This window comes from Streptomyces telluris (genome assembly GCF_024519335.1).
Lineage (GTDB): Bacteria > Actinomycetota > Actinomycetes > Streptomycetales > Streptomycetaceae > Streptomyces > Streptomyces telluris.
In genome coordinates this window covers 36,721-51,732 of the sequence record NZ_JANIID010000042.1, presented here as the reverse complement: position 1 = coordinate 51,732, position 15,012 = coordinate 36,721, and the positions used below count along the sequence as shown (strand labels likewise).

15 protein-coding genes and 1 riboswitch are annotated in these 15,012 nt (G+C 74.7%); of the genes, 7 read left to right on the top strand and 8 right to left on the bottom strand.

Going from position 1 to position 15,012, the window contains the following annotated elements:
* Positions 1-3 precede the first annotated feature (3 nt).
* Both NQU55_RS32125 and NQU55_RS32120 read right to left on the bottom strand, forming a co-directional pair.
* Positions 4-408, bottom strand: a complete 405-nt coding sequence (locus NQU55_RS32125) for an SCO2097 family morphological protein (protein ID WP_168090802.1) — start codon at positions 406-408, stop codon at positions 4-6.
* A 237-nt stretch (positions 409-645) separates the two neighbouring features.
* Positions 646-1,407 carry a methyltransferase gene (locus NQU55_RS32120; RefSeq protein ID WP_168090801.1) on the bottom strand — a complete coding sequence of 254 codons (762 nt, stop codon included), beginning with the start codon at positions 1,405-1,407 and terminating at the stop codon, positions 646-648.
* A gap of 208 nt (positions 1,408-1,615) precedes the next feature.
* On the opposite strand from NQU55_RS32120, the gene NQU55_RS32115 reads away from it, so the two are divergent.
* Together NQU55_RS32115 and NQU55_RS32110 are read left to right on the top strand one after the other, a co-directional pair.
* The gene (locus NQU55_RS32115; protein WP_168090800.1) at positions 1,616-2,230 is read left to right on the top strand and encodes a TetR/AcrR family transcriptional regulator; all 615 of its coding nucleotides are present in this window, start codon (positions 1,616-1,618) and stop codon (positions 2,228-2,230) included.
* A 366-nt stretch (positions 2,231-2,596) separates the two neighbouring features.
* On the top strand, positions 2,597-4,123 hold the full coding sequence (locus tag NQU55_RS32110) for a phytoene desaturase family protein (protein ID WP_168090799.1): 1,527 nt from the start codon (positions 2,597-2,599) through the stop codon (positions 4,121-4,123).
* Positions 4,124-4,186: 63 nt separating this feature from the next.
* Here the strand turns inward: NQU55_RS32110 and NQU55_RS32105 are convergent, their stop codons facing one another.
* The 5 genes from NQU55_RS32105 to NQU55_RS32085 form a co-directional block, all read right to left on the bottom strand.
* On the bottom strand, positions 4,187-5,251 hold the full coding sequence (locus NQU55_RS32105) for a chromosomal replication initiator protein DnaA (protein ID WP_168090798.1): 1,065 nt from the start codon (positions 5,249-5,251) through the stop codon (positions 4,187-4,189).
* A gap of 41 nt (positions 5,252-5,292) precedes the next feature.
* Positions 5,293-6,210: a methylenetetrahydrofolate reductase [NAD(P)H] gene (gene metF, locus NQU55_RS32100; protein WP_256791627.1), complete on the bottom strand. Its 918-nt coding sequence runs from the start codon at positions 6,208-6,210 to the stop codon at positions 5,293-5,295.
* A gap of 153 nt (positions 6,211-6,363) precedes the next feature.
* Positions 6,364-7,014, bottom strand: a complete 651-nt coding sequence (gene thiE / locus NQU55_RS32095; RefSeq protein WP_168096921.1) for a thiamine phosphate synthase — start codon at positions 7,012-7,014, stop codon at positions 6,364-6,366.
* A gap of 141 nt (positions 7,015-7,155) precedes the next feature.
* The gene (locus tag NQU55_RS32090) at positions 7,156-7,521 is read right to left on the bottom strand and encodes an Rv2175c family DNA-binding protein (protein WP_256791626.1); all 366 of its coding nucleotides are present in this window, start codon (positions 7,519-7,521) and stop codon (positions 7,156-7,158) included.
* 60 nt (positions 7,522-7,581) lie between these two features.
* On the bottom strand, positions 7,582-8,817 hold the full coding sequence (locus NQU55_RS32085) for an NAD(P)/FAD-dependent oxidoreductase (RefSeq protein ID WP_372504854.1): 1,236 nt from the start codon (positions 8,815-8,817) through the stop codon (positions 7,582-7,584).
* Between the two features lie 128 nt (positions 8,818-8,945).
* A riboswitch (TPP riboswitch) is annotated at positions 8,946-9,057 on the top strand.
* On the opposite strand from NQU55_RS32085, the gene thiO reads away from it, so the two are divergent.
* The 5 genes from thiO (at position 9,056) to NQU55_RS32060 (ending at position 14,240) form a co-directional block, all read left to right on the top strand.
* Positions 9,056-10,255, top strand: a complete 1,200-nt coding sequence (thiO, locus tag NQU55_RS32080; protein WP_168091008.1) for a glycine oxidase ThiO — start codon at positions 9,056-9,058, stop codon at positions 10,253-10,255. (Overlaps the previous riboswitch by 2 nt.)
* Positions 10,252-10,491: a sulfur carrier protein ThiS gene (gene thiS / locus NQU55_RS32075; RefSeq protein WP_240976094.1), complete on the top strand. Its 240-nt coding sequence runs from the start codon at positions 10,252-10,254 to the stop codon at positions 10,489-10,491. The genes thiO and thiS overlap by 4 nt, the downstream gene beginning before the upstream one ends.
* A 9-nt stretch (positions 10,492-10,500) precedes the next feature.
* A complete protein-coding gene (locus NQU55_RS32070; RefSeq protein WP_058044806.1) occupies positions 10,501-11,301 on the top strand; it encodes a thiazole synthase in 801 nt (266 codons plus the stop codon).
* A 96-nt stretch (positions 11,302-11,397) separates the two neighbouring features.
* Positions 11,398-13,353, top strand: a complete 1,956-nt coding sequence (pknB, locus tag NQU55_RS32065; protein ID WP_168091007.1) for a Stk1 family PASTA domain-containing Ser/Thr kinase — start codon at positions 11,398-11,400, stop codon at positions 13,351-13,353.
* Positions 13,354-13,355: 2 nt separating this feature from the next.
* Positions 13,356-14,240 (top strand): deoxyribonuclease IV, encoded by an 885-nt coding sequence (locus tag NQU55_RS32060; protein WP_168091006.1) that lies wholly within the window; start codon positions 13,356-13,358, stop codon positions 14,238-14,240.
* A gap of 39 nt (positions 14,241-14,279) precedes the next feature.
* On the opposite strand, the gene NQU55_RS32055 is transcribed toward NQU55_RS32060, so the two are convergent.
* The gene (locus NQU55_RS32055; RefSeq protein WP_058044804.1) at positions 14,280-14,912 is read right to left on the bottom strand and encodes a sulfite oxidase-like oxidoreductase; all 633 of its coding nucleotides are present in this window, start codon (positions 14,910-14,912) and stop codon (positions 14,280-14,282) included.
* Between the last annotated feature and the right edge of the window lie 100 nt (positions 14,913-15,012).

The window sequence follows — 15,012 nt, the reverse complement described above, 5'->3', positions numbered from 1 at the left end:
CTCTCAGTGGCCCTGCTCGTCGCGGCGGCGCTGCCAGCGCTGCTCGATGCGATCCATCATGCTGCGGCGCGGGCGCATCTGGCCACGGCCGCCCAGGGGCCCCGCCGGGCCCGTCCCCTGCTGCGCACCGGGCCTGGGCGCCTTGCGCCAGCCGGTGACGGCGAGCGCCGCGCAGCCCAGCATGACGAGGAAGCCGACCACACTGATCCAGTACTGCCCCTGAATCATCACGCCGGTCATCAAGAGCGCGATACCCACCAGAAACCCGGCGACCGCCTGGTAGACCCGTCGCCGGGTGTACGTGCGCAGGCCGCTGCCCTCGAGCGCTGTCGCGAACTTGGGATCTTCGGCGTACAGCGCTCGCTCCATCTGCTCGAGCATGCGCTGCTCGTGCTCCGAGAGCGGCACGGAGTCCTCCTACTCGTCGGTCGCGGGGGGCGACCGGGTGCGACCCTTTCAGGATAGGCAGGGAATCGCCCCCGTGAAACCCGCCCCTCTGCGCCAATCCGCCCACCGATGTCCGTGTGGCGATCGGTGGTGTCGGGACGTACATTCCCGGTTCGCCGAACGGCCATGCCGGACGGCGTCCCCCGATCATACGGGGCGAACCAGCTGATCGGGTGGTGTGTGACCTACAGCGCGCAGTCAGCCACGTTCGGCCAGTACATGCAGCTGGGTGGCCACCGAGTGGAAGGCCGGCAGCGCGGCCGCGGCGGCCTCCAGCTGGGCGAGCGCCTCCCGGGCCCCGGGCTCCGCGTCGAGCAGCACGCCGGGCACCAGATCGGCGAAGACGCGCACGCCGTGCACGGCGCCCGCCTCCAGGCCCGCGGCGGTCACGAGCTCCGTCAGCTGCTCGGCGGTGAACCGGCGCGGCATCGGGTCGCCCGCGCCCCAGTGGCCGGCCGGGTCGGTGAGGACCTGGCGGGCCTCGGCGAAGTGCCCGGCGAGCGCACGGGAGAGGACGGCGCCGCCGAGGCCCGCGGCCAGCAGGCTCAGGGTGCCGGCGGGGCGGAGCGCCTCGATGACGTTGCGCACGCCCTCGGCGGGGTCGTCCACGTACTCCAGGACGCCGTGGCACAGCACCACGTCGTAGGCGCCGCGGTCCACCACGTCGAACAGGCCGTGGGCGTCGCCCTGGACGCCGCGCACCCGCTCGGCGACACCGGCCTCGGCGGCCCGGCGCTCCAGCGCGAAGAGGGCGTTGGGGCTGGGGTCGACGACGGTGACGCGGTGGCCGAGCGCCGCGACGGGCACCGCGAAGTGGCCGGAGCCGCCGCCGGTGTCGAGCACGTCCAGCACGCCGCCGTCCGGGCCGGCGGCCTTCACCCGGCGGTCCAGGGCGTCGCGCAGGACCTCCCAGACCACGGCGGTACGCAGGGACGCCCGGGGGCGCAGCGGGTCTGACACGGCGGGTGGCTCCTCGGCGGTGGCGAACGGTTGCGTGCGCCCCAGCCTAATGGGCCGTGCCGGGGGCCGGGACGACGCGGCCGCCCGGCCCGGCGCGGCGCCGTGCGGGGCGCTCCGGGCGAGGGCTCCGGCCTGCACGAATACCCGTGCGGCCACGCGAGGTTGACGCAGGCGCGGGGGCCGTGGGGCGGGCAGGGAGAATCACCTCATGGACAGCAGCAGTACGCGCCGTCAGAACACCCGGCGAAAGCTCTTCGACGCCGCGGTGACCCTCATCGCCGAACAGGGCTTCTCCTCCACCACCGTGGACGAGATAGCGGAACGGGCCGGGGTGGCCAAGGGCACCGTCTATTACAACTTCGCGAGCAAGACCGATCTGTTCGAGGAGCTGCTGCGGCACGGCATGGAGCTGCTGACCGGGGCGCTGCGGGCCGCGGCCGACGAGACGGCCGAGCGCGGCGGCGGCGCGGCCGAGGCGCTGGACGCGATGATCCGCGCCGGGCTGGACTTCGTGGCGCGCCGCCCGGCGCTGGCCCAGCTCTACGTCGCCGAGCTGTGGCGCACCAACCGGGCCTGGCGCCCGACGCTGACGCGGGTGCGGCAGCAGGCGGTCGAGGTGATCGAGTCCGTGCTGCGGGAGGCGGCCGCGGAGGACGACCCGGCGGCCGGGTCCGACGTCGCCCTGACGGCGTCCGCGCTGTTCGGGATGGTGCTCGTGACGGCGCTGGACTGGCAGTCGTTCCAGCCGGAGCGGTCGGTGGACGAGGTCCACGCGTCGCTGGCGCGGGTGTTACAAGGACGCCTGGGCGGCGTGGTCCGCTAGCGCGGCGGTGCCGTTCCGGAGGCGGCCGAATCCCCCTCGGCCGCCTCCGGAACGGCGTTCCCCCGTGTGCTCCCCCGAACCCCCCTGCGGGGCCCCCGCCCCCCGGTCACGTCGGGGGTGCCGCGCCGTTCCGCAGCCCCGTGCCGGCGGTACCGGCGCCGCGCCCCTTCCGTGGGCACCACTCTTCCGCCCGGCGGGCCTCCGGCCCATCCGCGCGCCTACTCATCTCCTCCTCTGAGTACAGGTACTCACCCCTGGGCGTTCAGCCCCAGGCACGCCCCGCCCGGAACCCCTCGTCCGGGCCCTGCGGACCGGTGCCGCCCGGCGCTGCCGGTGCCGTCGGCGACGCCGGATAAAGTCGCCCCCATGGCACGGATTGCGGTGATCGGCGCCGGGATGGGCGCGATGGCTGCCGCCGCCCGGCTGGCCGTCGCGGGCCACCGGGTGACGGTGTACGAGAAGGCGGCGACGCACGGCGGAGGCGTCGGGCGCATGACCCGGGACGGCTTCGCCTTCGACACGGGGCCGGGGCTGCTGCACCTGCCGGCCGTGTACCGCGACCTGTTCGTCAAGACGGGCAAGGAGTCGCTGGAGCAGAGCGTCGGCCTGGTCCAGGTGGATCCGGCGAGCGCGCACGTCTTCGCCGACGGCACCTCCGTCGCCCTGCCCAACGCCTCCCGGGCCGGGGTGGTGCAGGCCCTCGACGAGGCCGTGGGCGCGGGCGCGGGCGAGCGCTGGAGCGAGCTGGTGAACCGGGCGCGCGCGGTGTGGGACGCCACGCGCCGCCCCCTGCTGGAGGAGCCCCTGCTCGACGACCCCGAGTATCTGGAGGCCCTGGGGCACGACCCCTACCCGGGGCTGCGCAAGCGCGGGCTGTTCCGGCGGAGCACCCCGCCCGTGCTCGCGGCCGTCGCCGGGCGGGAGCTGAAGGACCCCCGGCTCACGGCCCTGTTGGAGAGCCACGCCCTGGCGTACGGGCTCGATCCGCGCCGCGCCCCCGCGAGCGCGACGGTCCTGCCGTATATGGAGCAGACCTTCGGCAGCTGGTACGTGCGCGGCGGGATGCGCGGCCTGGCCGACGCCGTCCACGCGCGGTGCCTGGCGCGCCGGGTGGAGTTCGCCCTGGGCACGGAGGTCACGGCGGTCGTCGAGAAGGACGGCCGCGCGGCCGGGGTGGAGCTGGCGGACGGGCGCACGGCCGAGGCCGACACGGTGGTCGCCGGCGTCTCGCCCGGGCTGCTGCGGCGCCTCGCCCCGGCGGCCTGCGGGCCCGCCGTGCGGCCCGGCCCGCCGGTGCCGCCCGGACGCTTCACGCTCTTCCTGGCGCTCCGCGGGGCGCGGCCCGCCGCGACCGCCCACCGCACGGTGATCCACGCGCCGGACCGCGGCGCGGAGTTGGAGGGGATCTTCGGCGAGGGCGCGCGCGGCCCCGCCGCGCTGCACTACCGGCCGACGGTGACCGTACTGCGCCCGGACGATCCGGACGTCCGCCCGGACGACGGCCACGAGGCCGTCACGCTGACCGCCACGGTCGCCCCGCACGGCCCGGTGGACTGGAGCGACGAGGCGACGGCGGCCGCCTTCGCCGAGCGCGTGCTCGACGCCGCGGAAGGGGTGCTGCCGGGGCTGCGGGAGCGCCTGCTGTGGCACGAGGTGCGCACGCCCGCCGACACCGAGCGCGCCACGGGCGCCGAGGGCGGGGGCGTTCCGGCACCGGTGCTGGCCGGTGCCGGGGGAGCCTTCCTCCGGGCCGCCAATGCGACGTCGCTGCCGGGCCTGTACCTGGCGGGCGGATTCGCCCACCCCGGCGGCGGGCTGGCGCACGCGGGGATGTCCGGGACGATGGCCGCGGGCCTGATCGTCTCCGGGGCGGACTGGCGCGGCTCCCAGTAGGCGGCGGTTGCCCGCGTGGGCCCCGCCGCGGGAGCGGCGGGGCCCACGGTCAGTAGCGGACGGTCAGTAGCGGGGCTGCTCGTTGTGGTGCTCGCTGTACTGCTCGCCGTAGCCCGGCGCCTGTCCCTGCCCCTGTCCGGGGAGTTGCTGGGGGTAGCCGGGGTAGGGCTGCTGGGCGTAGCCCTGCGGGACGGGCGGGTAGTCGCCGTCGCGCTGCTGCGGCACCCAGACGCCGCCGGGCGGGGTGTCCGTGTCGTACTGCGGGGCGGGCGCGTAGGCCTCGGCGGGGTGGCCGCCCATGCCGTAGGGCTGCGGGGCGGGCTGCTGGTACTGCCCGTAGGAGTCGTACGGCTCGTAGGCCTGCTGCCTGCTGCCGATGTAGGGGTCGGAGTACGCGGCGTACTGTCCCTGCCCGTAGTCGAATTGACCGGGCTCGGTGGGTGCGCCGGGCGCCGCCGGGACCTGGGTGCCGTAGGGGTCGGCGTACGGGGCGGGGCCGTGGTCCGGTGCGGGAGCGGAGGCGGTGCCGTAGCCGCTGTCGCCGTAGCCGCCGTAGGCCGCGTCGCCCGTGGTGCCGGGGGCGGGGACGGCGTGCTGCTGGTGGTCGGCGCCGGGCGGGCCGGGGTCGCACGCGGGCTCCGCGAGCGGGGGAACGGCGGGCATGGCCGCGGTCTCGTCGAGCGGCGGGGCCTCCGACCGCTCCGTCCTGCGGCGGCGGCCGGCGCGCGGCTCCTTCACGGCATCGTCCTCGGCGGCCGGCTTCCCGGCACGCCTACCGGACTTGACACCCCTTCCAGACCTACCACCCGTACCGGACTTCTCTTCCGTACCGGACTTGTCGAACTCGCCTGCGTCGTCAGCGTTGCCGGCCTTGTCCCGGCGGAGCGCCCAGCCGCGGGAGAAGCCCCGGCGGAAGGAGAGCGTCACGTACGTCTGCCCGACGGCGAAGGCCACCGCGCCCGCCGCGATGACCGCGACGGACGGGATGACGACGCCCGCGACGACGCCGAGGAAGCCGGCGAAGGCGAGGAGGCGCCAGCGCAGTCGCGCCTTGTACTGCAGCAGCACTTCGCCGAGCAGCCAGAGCGCGACGACGCCGAACGCGATGTAGAGGACCGTCCAGCCCATTTACGCCCCTCTCGTGGCCGGCGCCTTCGAGGGGCCGGCCGTCAGGACCGCTGGTGCAGTCCCAGATTCTCGTAGATTTCCAGCGTCGCCGTGGAGTGGTTCAGGGTAATGAAGTGCAGCCCGGGAATCTCCTCGGCCATCAACCGAGCGCACAGCTCCGTGGCGTACTCGATCCCGATCGAGCGTACAGCGGCCCGGTCGTCCTTGACCGCGAGGATCCGCTCGGCCAGCGCCGGGGGGAACGCGGCATTGCTGAGCTGCGCGAACCGCTCGATCTGACGGACGTTGGTGACGGGCATGATCTCGGGGATGATCGGGGTGTCGCAGCCGGCGGCGGCCACCCGGTCGCGCAGCCGGAGGTAGTCCTCGGGGTAGAAGAACATCTGGGTGATGGCGAAGTCCGCACCCGCGCGGCACTTGTCCACGAAGTACCGGATGTCGGTGTCCCAGTCGGTGGAGCGCGGGTGCATCTCCGGGAAGGCGGCGACGCCGACGCAGAAGTCGCCGGACTCCTTGATGAGGCTCACGAGGTCGGCGGCGTAGTGCAGGCCCTCGGGGTGGCGCACCCACTCGCCCATGGGGTCACCGGGCGGATCGCCGCGCAGGGCGAGCATGTTGCGGATGCCGACGTCGGCGTACTGGCCGATGATGTTGCGCAGCTCGGCCTTGGAGTGGTTGACGGCTGTCAGGTGGGCGACGGGCGTGAGCGTCGTGTCGGTCGCCATGCGCTCGGTCACCCGCACGGTGCCCTCGCGGGAGGAGCCTCCCGCGCCGTAGGTGACGGACACGAAGGTCGGGCCGACGGCCTCGATCCGGCGGATGGCGTCCCAGAGGGTGCGCTCCCCCTTCTCGGACCTCGGGGCGGCGAACTCGAAGGAATACGACCGCTCGCCTGAGGCGAGCAGCTCACGCACCGTGCGCGCGTGGTCTGTCCTGGTGGAGGCGGTACCAAGGGCCATACCGGCAAGTTAACCAGCGGTCCCCGCGGCCCCCAACCCACTTCTGCGATTTGCCCGATAGGCCGGTATCCCGTCCGGCATGCGGACGGATCTTCATGTTCCGTTGACGCTCCGTTGACGTTCCCGGCCGCCGCGGGGCGGCACGGGCGGGCCTCAGAGGCGCTCGCGGACCCTCTTGGCCAGCTCCGCCGCGGCCGCTGCGGGGTCGTCCGCCTCGGTGATCGCGCGGACCACGACGACCCGGCGGGCGCCGGCGTCGAGCACCTGCTCCAGATTGCCCAGGTCGATGCCGCCGATCGCGAACCAGGGGCGCTCGGCGCCGAGGGCCGCCGCGTGGCGGACCAGGGGCAGGCCGGGGGCGTGCCGGCCCGGCTTGGTGGGGGTGGGCCAGCAGGGGCCGGTGCAGAAGTAGTCCACACCGGGCTCGGCGGCCGCGGCGTCCACCTCGGCCTCGGCGTGCGTCGACCGGCCGATCAGCACCTCCCCGCCGAGGATGGCGCGTGCGGCGGGCACCGGCAGGTCGCCCTGGCCCAGGTGCAGCACGCCGGAGCCGGCGGCGTGGGCGACGTCGGCGCGGTCGTTGACCGCGAAGAGCCTGCCGTGGCGCCGGGCGGCGTCGGCGAAGACCGCGAGGTGCTCCAGCTCCTCGCCCGCCTCCATGCCCTTGTCGCGCAGCTGGACGATGTCGACACCGGAGGCGAGGACCGCGTCGAGGAATTCCGGCAGGTCGCCCTGGCGCTTGCGGGCGTCGGTGCACAGGTACAGCCGGGCGTCGGCGAGGGCGTCGCGGGCGGTGGCGGACATCGGGTGGTTCCCCCCGGGTCGGCGGTGTGCGGGCGGGGGCGTGCCCCGCCCGCACACCGGACGGTACTGACGGGCGCGGTCACCGCGCCCTGAAACGGATCGGGTCCCGGAACGGGCCGGGCCCCCGGGCTGCCCGGCGGCTCAGACGGCGAGCGCCTGGGCGCGCCGCTTCACCTCCGTGCCGCGGTTCTCCCGCAGGGCGTCGGCCGGGGTGCCCGGCAGGCTCTCGTCGGGGGTGAACAGCCACTCCAGCATCTCCTCGTCGCTGAAGCCGTCGTCCCGCAGCAGCGTCAGGGTCCCGGCCAGGCCCTTGACGACCTTGCCCTCGCCGATGAAGGCGGCGGGCACCATGAGCACCCGGTTCTCACCTCGGCGCACGGCGATCAGCTGGCCCTCCTTCACCAGCTGCCGCACGCGCGTCACCTCCACGCCGAGCTCCTCGGCGATGTCGGGGAGGTTGAGCCAGGCGGGAACAAGCGCGTCGATCTTTGCGTCAATCTCGGTCACGGGACAAGCCTGCCATCTGGCGCTGACAGCCGGTAGCCGGGTTGACCCGACCCGGGCGCGTCACAGCACCGCGGCCTTCAGCGGCACCGACGCGTCGGCGGCCCTGGCGCGGTCCAGGGAGGCGCCCTTCTCGATGAGCTTGCGGCCCTGGGCCAGGTCCCTGGGACGGCCGACGGCCAGCAGGGCGACCAGGACGCCGGCGCGCAGCCAGCACACGCTCCAGGCGGCGCTCGCGGGGTCGCCGCGCCACAGCATCTCGTCGGCGGCGGCGTGGTGGCCCGCGTACTGCACGAACCGCCCGAACTGCTCGGACCAGAAGTACGGCACCGGGTCGTAGGAGGGCCCCTCGGCCGGGCCCAGCACGATGTTCGCCGCGACGGTCCGCGGCCCCTGCATCGCGTTGTCCCAGTGGTGCACGAGCAGCCGTTCGCCGTAGCGGGCGGAGGGGAACGACGCGCAGTCGCCGACCGCGTAGACGCCGGGCAGCGAGGTGCGCAGCCGCTCGTCGGCGAGGACGGCGCGGTCGTCGCCGAGCGCGATGCCGGAGCCCTCCAGCCAGCCGGTCGCGGCCCGCGCCCCGACGCCGACGACCACGGCGCCGGCCGTCAGCCGCGTGCCGTCGGCCAGCACGACCGCGTCGTCCTCCACGGTGGTCACCCGCGCGCCGAGCATCAGCCGGGCGCCGCTCTCGGCGTACCAGGGGGCCATCCGGGCGGCGACCTCGGCGGGCAGGGCGCCGGCGAGGACGCGGTCCGCGGCCTCGACCACGGTCACCTCGCAGCCCGCCTCCCGGGCGGCCGTCGCGACCTCGGCGCCGATCCAGCCCGCGCCGACGGCCACGACGTCGTGCTGCGCGGCCAGGACCGGACGCAGCCGCACGGCGTCGTCGAGGGTGCGCAGCAAGTGGACGTTGGGCAGGCCCTCGCTGCCGGGCAGCCGGACGGGCTCGGCGCCGGTGGCGATGACCAGGACGTCGTAGGGGACCGGCCCGGAGGCGGTGTCCACCAGGTGCTCGGCCGGGCGCAGGCCGGTGGCCTCCCGCCCGAGCTGGAGGTCTATCCCCAGCAGGGCGAAGTCCACCTCGAACGCGGAGCCGTCGGCCTTGCCCAGCAGGACGGCCTTGGAGAGCGGGGGCCTGTCGTACGGGGGGTGCGGCTCGGCGCCCAGCACGGTGACGGTGCCGGCCCAGCCGAGCTCGCGCAGCGCGACCGCGGTCTGCACGCCGGCCATTCCGGCACCCACGATGACGACGCGCCGCTCACGGGCGGCAAGAGGTTCTTCCCGGTGCTCGCTCACCCGATCACTGTAGGACGACGGCCGTGCGCGACCGGGGCCAGGGCCCGCCCGGCGGGTCTTCTCCCGCGCCGCGGGGCGCCCCGGTCCGGCCTTCCGGTGGGTTCGCGGCGCGTACTAGGGTGGCCGGTGCACGCACTCGCGGGAGCCCGGACGACCGGGCTGAGAGGGAGGCTGGACGGCCTCCGACCGTACGAACCTGATCCGGGTCATGCCGGCGAAGGGAGGGGCTGGACACCTCATGGCCGCGTCGACGACCACACCGGGCGCACCGACCGCGCCGACCGTTCCCGCCTGCGACGTCCTCGTCGTGGGCGGCGGGCTCATCGGGCTCGTCACCGCCTGGCGCGCCGCGCAGCGCGGGCTGCGGACCGCCGTCGCCGACCCCGCACCGGGCGGCGGCGCGGCGCGCGTCGCCGCCGGGATGCTGGCGGCGGTGACCGAGCTGCACTACGGCGAGGAGGCGCTGCTCGCCCTCAACCTGGCCTCCGCGCGCCGCTACCCGGACTTCACGGCGGAGCTGGAGGAGGCCAGCGGCGTCGCCACCGGCTACCGGGCGTGCGGCACGCTGGCCGTCGCCCTCGACGCCGACGACCGCGAGCACCTGCGCGAACTGCACGCCCTGCAGCAGCGCTCCGGCCTGGACTCGCAGTGGCTCACGGGCCGCGAGTGCCGCCGCCTGGAGCCGATGCTCGCGCCCGGCGTACGCGGGGGGCTACGGGTGGACGGGGACCACCAGACCGATCCCCGCAGGCTCGCGCGGGCGCTGCTCACGGCCTGCGAGCGGGCCGGGGTCGCCTTCCACCGGGCCGGGGCCGCCCGGCTGCTGCTCGCCGGGGACCGCGCCGCGGGCGCCGAGCTCACGGACGGCCGCCGCGTCGCCGCGGGCCAGGTGGTGCTCGCCGCGGGCAGCCGCAGCGGGACGCTGGCGGGCGTCCCCGCCGACGTCCTGCCGCCCGTGCGCCCCGTCAAGGGCCAGGTGCTGCGGCTGCGCGTCCCGGAGGCGTACGCGCCCTTCCTCTCCCGCACCGTGCGGGCGGTCGTCCGCGGCGGGCCGGTCTACCTGGTGCCGCGCGAGAACGGCGAGCTCGTCCTCGGCGCGACCACCGAGGAGCTGGGCTGGGACACCACGGTCACCGCCGGCGGCGTCTACGAGCTGCTGCGCGACGCCCACGAGCTGGTGCCCGGCATCACCGAGCTGCCCCTGGTGGAGACCTCCGCCGGGCTGCGCCCCGGCTCCCCCGACAACGCCCCCCTCCTCGGCCCGACCGCCCTGCCCGGGCTGCACGCCGCCACCGGCCACCACCGCAACGGCGTCCTCCTCGCCCCGCTGACCGGCGACGTCATGGCCGAGGTGCTCACCACCGGGCGCCTCCCCGAAGAGGCCCGCCCCTTCACCCCCCGACGCTTCTCGAACGCGCTGCAGGAGCTGCCCGTATGAACCCCAGCGACCCCACCGACAACCCCGAGGCCCGCATGGGCATCAGCGTCAACGGCGAGCACCGCGAGGTGCCCCACGGCCTGACCCTCGGCGCTCTCGTCGCGAGCATGAGCTCCGCGCCCGGCGGCGTCGCCGCCGCCGTCAACGAGGCCGTCGTGCCGCGCGGCCAGTGGGCCGCCACCCGGCTCGGCGCGGGCGACCGCGTCGAGGTCCTCACCGCAGTGCAGGGGGGCTGATCAGCACTGATGGCGGACGATCTGCTCACCATCGCCGACACCACCTTCGGCTCCCGGCTGATCATGGGCACCGGCGGGGCGCCCAGCCTCGACGTCATGGAGCGCGCGCTGCTCGCCTCCGGCACCGAGCTGACCACCGTCGCGATGCGCCGCCTGGACGCGAGCGTCCGGGGCTCCGTGCTGTCCGTGCTGGAGCGCCACTCCATCCGGGTGCTGCCGAACACCGCCGGCTGCTACACCGCCGGCGAGGCCGTCCTGACCGCCCGGCTGGCCCGGGAGGCCCTCGGCACGGACTGGGTCAAGCTCGAAGTCATCGCCGACGAGCGCACGCTGCTGCCCGACCCCGTCGAACTGCTCGACGCCGCGGAGATCCTCGTGGACGACGGCTTCACGGTGCTGCCGTACACCAACGACGACCCGGTCCTCGCCCGCAAGCTGGAGGACGCGGGCTGCGCGGCGATCATGCCGCTGGGCTCGCCCATCGGCTCCGGCCTCGGCATCCGCAACCCGCACAACTTCCAGCTGATCACCGAGCGGGCCGGGGTCCCCGTCATCCTCGACGCGGGCGCCGGCACGGCCTCCGACGCGGCGCTCGCCATGGAGCTGGGCTGCGCCGCGGTGATGCTCGCCTCCGCGGTGACCCGCGCGCAGGAGCCGGTGCTGATGGCCGAGGCGATGCGGCACGCGGTGGAGGCGGGGCGGCTGGCGTACCGGGCGGGACGGATACCGCGGCGGCACTTCGCCGAGGCGTCCTCTCCTGCGGAGGGCTTGGCACGTCTCGATCCGGAACGTCCGGAGTTCGCTCAGTAGCAGGGGCTCCGCCCCTGACCCCTTTGTCCTCAATCGCCGGACGGGCTGATTTCTGCCGGGTCAAGGCTCCGTCCCCGCCCCTTTTAGACTCGTCGCGTGGATACGACGCTAGGGGACCCGTTGGTCGGGCACACGCTCGACGGCCGCTACCGGGTCGAGGCCCGCATCGCCGTGGGCGGGATGGCCACGGTCTACCGCGCCCTCGACACCCGGCTCGACCGGGTGCTCGCGGTCAAGGTGATGCACCCCGGCCTCGCCGCCGACACCGCGTTCGTGGAGCGCTTCATCCGCGAGGCCAAGTCGGTCGCGCGCCTGGACCACCCCAACGTGGTGGGCGTCTACGACCAGGGCACCGACGGCCCGTACGTCTATCTGGCGATGGAGTACGTGCCCGGGTGCACCCTGCGCGACGTGCTGCGCGAACGCGGGGCCCTCCAGCCCCGCGCCGCCCTCGACATCCTGGAGCCGGTGCTGGCCGCGCTGGGCGCGGCCCACCTCGCGGGCCTGGTGCACCGCGACATGAAGCCCGAGAACGTGCTGATCGGCGACGACGGCCGGGTCAAGGTCGCCGACTTCGGGCTCGTCCGGGCCGTGGACACCGACACCACCGCCTCCACCGGATCCGTCCTCGGCACCGTGTCGTACCTGGCCCCCGAGCAACTGGAGCACGGCACCGCCGATCCGCGCGTGGACGTCTACGCGTGCGGCGTCGTCCTCTACGAGATGCTGACCGGCGCCAAGCCCCACACGGGCAGCACCCCGGCCCAGGTCCTCTACCAGCACCTCCACGCGGACGTCCCGCCGCCGTCGGCGACCGTGCCGGGCCTGGCCGCCGGGCTCGACGGCCTCGTGGCCGACGCCACGGCCCGCGACCCGCAGCTGCGCCCGGCGGACGCCGTCGCGCTGCTCGGCCTGGCCCGTGCGGCGCGCGCGGAGCTGAGCGACGAGCAGCTGGACGCGGCGCCCCCGCAGGCGCTCACCGACGCGGCCACCGGCCGCGCGACGGGCCCGGAGGACCGTACGAGCGTGCTGCCCCGGCCGGCCGCGCGCCCGCTGCCCGCGGAGGACGGCGAGCAGCTGAACCGCACGACGCGGCTGGAGCACCCGCCCGCTCCCCCGGTCCCGCCGGCGCCCCCCGCGGGCCCGCGCGGCCGGTTCCGGCAGGCGCCGCGGCGCGGGGTCCTCGCGGTGGTCGCCGCGCTGCTGGCGGTGCTGATCGGCGCGGGCGTCTGGTACATCAACTCGGGCCAGTTCACGACCGTCCCCGCCGTCCTGGACATGACCCGGGACAAGGCGGAGAAGACCCTGGACGACGCCGGGCTCGGGGTGCGCACGAAGGAGGACTTCAGCGACACCGTCGAGCGCGGCCACGTCATCGCCGCCGACCCGGCGCCCGGCAAGCGCATCCGCAACACCGGCAAGGTGACGATCACCCTCTCGCGCGGCCCCGCCCGGGCCGAGGTGCCCAACGTCGCCGGCATGCCCTTCGAGGAGGCGAAGAAGAAGATCGAGGCCGCGGGCCTGACCGTCGGCGAGGTCGGCAAGCAGTTCAGCAGCGAGACCCCGCAGGGCTCGGTGCTGGCCACCGACCCGAAGCCGGGCGAGCAGCGACGGCCGGAGGCCCCGGTCGCGCTGACCGTCAGCAAGGGCGCGCCGCTGGACGTGCCGGACGTGCGGGGCATGCCCGTGGACGCCGCGACCGCCGCGCTGCGCGACAAGGGCTTCGAGGCGAAGGTGTCGGACGCCCAGGTCTTCTCCGACCGCGCCAAGGGCTCCGTGGCCGAGCAGTCCCCCGGTACGGGCGACAAGGCCGCCAAGGGCGACACGGTCACCCTCACCGTCTCCAAGGGCAAGGAGATGGTGCCGGTCCCGGACGTCACGGGCAGGAACGAGGCCGAGGCCAAGCGGCTGCTGACCGAGGCGGGCTTCAAGGTGAAGGTCGACAAGCCCTTCTTCTTCCCGCAGGACTCGGTGGAGAGCCAGTCGGTCAAGAGCGGCGAGCAGGCCGCCAAGGGCGACACGATCACCATCAAGCTCAAGGGCGGTCTGTAGCGGTGGAGGAGCTGACCCCGGCGCGGCTGCGCAACCCCGTAGGCGGCCATGTGCCGGTGGCGGGCGGCCTGGCCAAGGTGGGCCTGGCGTACGCGCGCGAGATGGGCGCGGAGACCCTGCAGGTCTTCGTCGCCAACCCGCGCGGCTGGGCGACGCCCGCGGGCAACCCCCGGCAGGACGAGGAGTTCCGCGCCGCGTGCGCGGAGGAGTCCCTGCCGGTCTGGGTGCACGCCCCCTACCTGATCAACTTCGGCTCGCACACGGAGGCGACGGTCGAGCTGTCCGGGGAGTCGATGCGGCACTCGCTGCGCCGCGGCCGGGCCATCGGCGCGCGGGGCGTGGTCGTGCACACCGGCTCCGCGACGGGCGGGCGGCCGCGCCGGGCGGCGCTGGAGCAGGTCCACGAGCGGCTGCTGCCGCTGCTGGACGAGCTGACCCACGACGACGACCCCTGGCTGCTGCTGGAGCCCACGGCCGGCCAGGGCGCGTCCCTGTGCTCGCTGGTCGAGGACCTCGGCCCCTACTTCGAGGCGCTGGAGCACCACCCGAAGCTGGGGGTGTGCCTGGACACCTGCCACGTCTTCGCGGCGGGCCACGACCTCGCCGGGCCCGGCGGGATGAAGAGCACGCTCGACGAGCTGGTCTCGGTGGTGGGCGAGGGACGGCTGCGCCTGATCCACGCCAACGACTCGAAGGCCGTCGTCGGCGCGCACCTCGACCGGCACGAGAACATCGGTTCCGGCCACATCGGCGCCGACCCCTTCGCGGAGCTCTTCCGCCACCCGGCGACGGCCGGGGTGCCGCTGACGATCGAGACGCCGGGCGGCCCAGCGGGCCACGCCGCGGACGTGGCCCGGCTGAAGGAACTGCGCGACGGCGTGCTGTAGGCGAAGGCGGGCTCCCGCAGCGGTCCGCCGCCCGCAGGGCTACAGCTCCGGGCCCTCGCCCGGCTGCTCCTGGTAGGAGTAGCGCTGCTCGCGCCAGGGGTCCCCCACGTTGTGGTAGCCCCGTTCCTCCCAGAATCCGCGCCGGTCGGCGGTCATGTACTCCACGCCGCGCACCCATTTGGGCCCCTTCCAGGCGTAGAGGTGCGGCACGACGAGGCGGACCGGGAAACCGTGCTCGGCAGTCAGCGGCTCATCGTCCTTGTGCGTGGCGAAAATCGTCTTTTCGGAGGCGAAGTCGGCCAGTCGCAGATTGGAACTGAAGCCGTATTCCGCCCACACCATCACATGCGTGACCTCCGGCGCGGGCGGTGCGAGTTCGAGCACCGTACGGGCCGACACTCCGCCCCATTCGGCGTCGAGCATGCTGTATTTCGTGACGCAGTGCAGATCGGCCACCACCGTCGTATACGGCAGGGCTGAGAATTCCTCGTGCGTCCAGCAGTGCTTGTCGCCGTCGGCGGTGGAGCCGAAGACCCGGAACTCCCACCGGTCCGGCTTGAACCTCGGCACGGGGCCGTAGTGCGTTACCGGCCAGCCGCGCTGAAGGCGCTGCCCCGGCGGCAGCTGGGGGAGCTCCCCTTTGCGGCTTTCGGTGTTTTTCGAGGGCCCCATGCCCCCATGGTGTCAGACCTTTCACGGCGCCGATGACCAGGGGTTCCACTATGGGGACAACTCCCACTAAGTGTGCACTTACTGGACGGTTTCGAAGGGC

Coding starts and splice junctions, on each gene's coding strand:
- metF (WP_256791627.1), bottom strand. CDS start 6,210: ATGGCCCTTGGTACCGCCTCCACCAGGACAGACCACGCGCGCACGGTG.
- thiE (WP_168096921.1), bottom strand. CDS start 7,014: ATGTCCGCCACCGCCCGCGACGCCCTCGCCGACGCCCGGCTGTACCTG.
- NQU55_RS32105 (WP_168090798.1), bottom strand. CDS start 5,251: ATGGGCTGGACGGTCCTCTACATCGCGTTCGGCGTCGTCGCGCTCTGG.
- NQU55_RS32055 (WP_058044804.1), bottom strand. CDS start 14,912: ATGGGGCCCTCGAAAAACACCGAAAGCCGCAAAGGGGAGCTCCCCCAG.
- NQU55_RS32115 (WP_168090800.1), top strand. CDS start 1,616: ATGGACAGCAGCAGTACGCGCCGTCAGAACACCCGGCGAAAGCTCTTC.
- thiS (WP_240976094.1), top strand. CDS start 10,252: ATGAACCCCAGCGACCCCACCGACAACCCCGAGGCCCGCATGGGCATC.
- NQU55_RS32110 (WP_168090799.1), top strand. CDS start 2,597: ATGGCACGGATTGCGGTGATCGGCGCCGGGATGGGCGCGATGGCTGCC.
- NQU55_RS32070 (WP_058044806.1), top strand. CDS start 10,501: ATGGCGGACGATCTGCTCACCATCGCCGACACCACCTTCGGCTCCCGG.
- thiO (WP_168091008.1), top strand. CDS start 9,056: ATGGCCGCGTCGACGACCACACCGGGCGCACCGACCGCGCCGACCGTT.